The 2,072-nt window shown below is 62.2% G+C and carries 3 protein-coding genes; all 3 read right to left on the reverse strand.

Going from position 1 to position 2,072, the window contains the following annotated elements; translation table 11 throughout:
- A partial coding sequence (locus tag EOA33_RS33455; protein WP_145989448.1) for an aspartyl/asparaginyl beta-hydroxylase domain-containing protein occupies nt 1-639 on the reverse strand: 639 nt, incomplete at its 3' end.
- A gap of 154 nt (nt 640-793) precedes the next feature.
- Entirely contained in the window at nt 794-973 is a 180-nt protein-coding gene (locus EOA33_RS41090; protein ID WP_245482517.1) for a DUF930 domain-containing protein, read from the reverse strand.
- Between the two features lie 63 nt (nt 974-1,036).
- Nucleotides 1,037-2,072, reverse strand: a 1,036-nt coding sequence (locus tag EOA33_RS33465) for an AAA family ATPase (RefSeq protein ID WP_127407566.1), incomplete at its 5' end; no start/stop codon positions are given.

Here is a 2,072-nt window from a genome sequence, read left to right on the forward strand (position 1 = left end):
GTGCAGCAGCGTGTCGTCGAAAATGTAGAGCGGATTGTCATGCCAGTAGTTCCTGGCGTCGTTGCACTCGACGAAAATCTCGGCCTTCACCGGCAGCAGGTTGTAGAGAATGCGCAGGCTGAGCCGAAGCGGGCCGAAATGCCAGGACGTCGATTCCTTGCCCCTGAAGACCGACACGGCGATGGTCTTGATGTATTTGAAATCCTTGTTGAATTCCGGCACGTTGTCGATCTTGTGCTTGCCGTACCATTGATAGACATACATGCCGCGCCGGCCGGTGCCGAAATTGGCGTCGATATCGGCGATGATCTCGTCCTTGCGCGCCTTAAAGACGTCGAGAACCTCGTTGACCTCGCGCTGGTAGTCGGCGGGAAACTGCTCCAGCTTCCAGACACCCGGGTTCCTGTAGCAAAGCAGGTCGACCAGCAGGTTGAAGGGCGACAGCAGCCAGGTGAAGAGGCCGTTGCCGAGAAAATAGCCGCGGAACAGCGACAGGTCCTTGTTCTTGTTGCGCAGCACGTCGATCAGGCCGCAAACGATCCAGATCGTTGTCAGGATCGGGATGAAATAGAAGCCGAGCGCGAGAAGCGGAATCGCAATCGCTGCCTGACGGATGGTCTTTCGAGCTTGCCTTGTCATTTTATTCCGCGCGGGGAGCGCGATCCCGTTCGCTTGAGTGCGCCAAAGTCACGGCAGCAACCCCCGCAGCCGTGCGCCTTGATAGGATTTTTTGCTTCGCCACACAACGGCAATCATGGCGGTGCCGGCGGGGCGCCGGTGCCGCTCATGCCCGTCAGATCGCCTTGTCCACGCCACGGGCAGGCCGAGATCGTCCCATTTCTCTTTCATCGCTGACCAGGAACTCGAAGCCGATGACGCTGTCACCGTCCCCGGCCGGCTCGCATCTGAATTTCAGCCCCTGCCAGCTGCCGCGGCTGCGGAAGGCAGCACCTTCGGCGGCGACCGAGCTCACTCTTGACCGCAGCAGATTGCATGAAAAAAGCCCCGTTTCCGGGGCTTTTTTATCGTCAGGGCTTCAGCCCTTGCGCGGCAACTGCGGCACCAGGCTGCGCTTGCCGCCATCCTTGCCTTTCGGCTCCGGCTTCTGCGCCACCGCCTTCCTGGCCACCGGCTTCTTCGCAACCGCCTTGCGGGGCTTCGGCGCTTCTTCCGGCTCTTCCTTCTTCGGCTTCACCGGAGCCTCGTCGGCCAGCGATTCGAGCTTCAGGCCGGTCTCGCCGGTTTCCTTCTTCTCGACGGTGACGCGCACCGTGCCGCCCTTCTTGAGCTTGCCGAACAGCACCTCGTCGGCCAGCGGCTTCTTGATGTGCTCCTGGATGACGCGGCCGAGCGGCCGCGCGCCCATGCGCTCGTCATAGCCCTTGTCGGCCAGCCAGGCGACCGCATCCGGCGACAGGTCGAAGGTGACGCCACGCTCGGAGAGCTGAGCCTCGAGCTGCATGACGAACTTCTGCACAACCTGGTGGATGACCGGCACCGGCAGCGAGCCGAACGGGATGATCGCATCGAGACGGTTGCGGAACTCCGGCGTAAACAGCCGGTTGATCGCCTCGACATCGTCGCCTTCGCGCTTGGTCGAACCGAAACCGATCGCCGCCCGCTGCGCATCCGACGCTCCCGCATTGGTGGTCATGATCAGGATGACATTGCGGAAGTCGATCTGCTTGCCGTTGTGGTCGGTCAGCTTGCCGTGGTCCATCACCTGCAGCAGGATGTTGAACAGGTCGGGATGCGCCTTCTCGACCTCATCGAGCAAGAGCACGCAGTGCGGATGCTGGTCGACACCGTCGGTGAGCAATCCGCGCTGGTCGAAGCCGACATAGCCGGGAGGCGCGCCGATCAGCCGCGATACGGTATGACGTTCCATGTATTCCGACATGTCGAAGCGGATCAGTTCGACGCCGAGCGAGGCGGCGAGCTGCTTGGCGACTTCCGTCTTGCCGACGCCGGTCGGGCCCGAGAACAGATAGGAGCCGATCGGCTTTTCGGGTTCACGCAGGCCGGCGCGCGCCAGCTTGATCGCCGACGTCAGCGCGGTGATGGCGGTGTCC

Origin of the sequence: Mesorhizobium sp. M4A.F.Ca.ET.050.02.1.1 (assembly GCF_003997725.1) — a bacterium.
Lineage (GTDB): Bacteria > Pseudomonadota > Alphaproteobacteria > Rhizobiales > Rhizobiaceae > Mesorhizobium.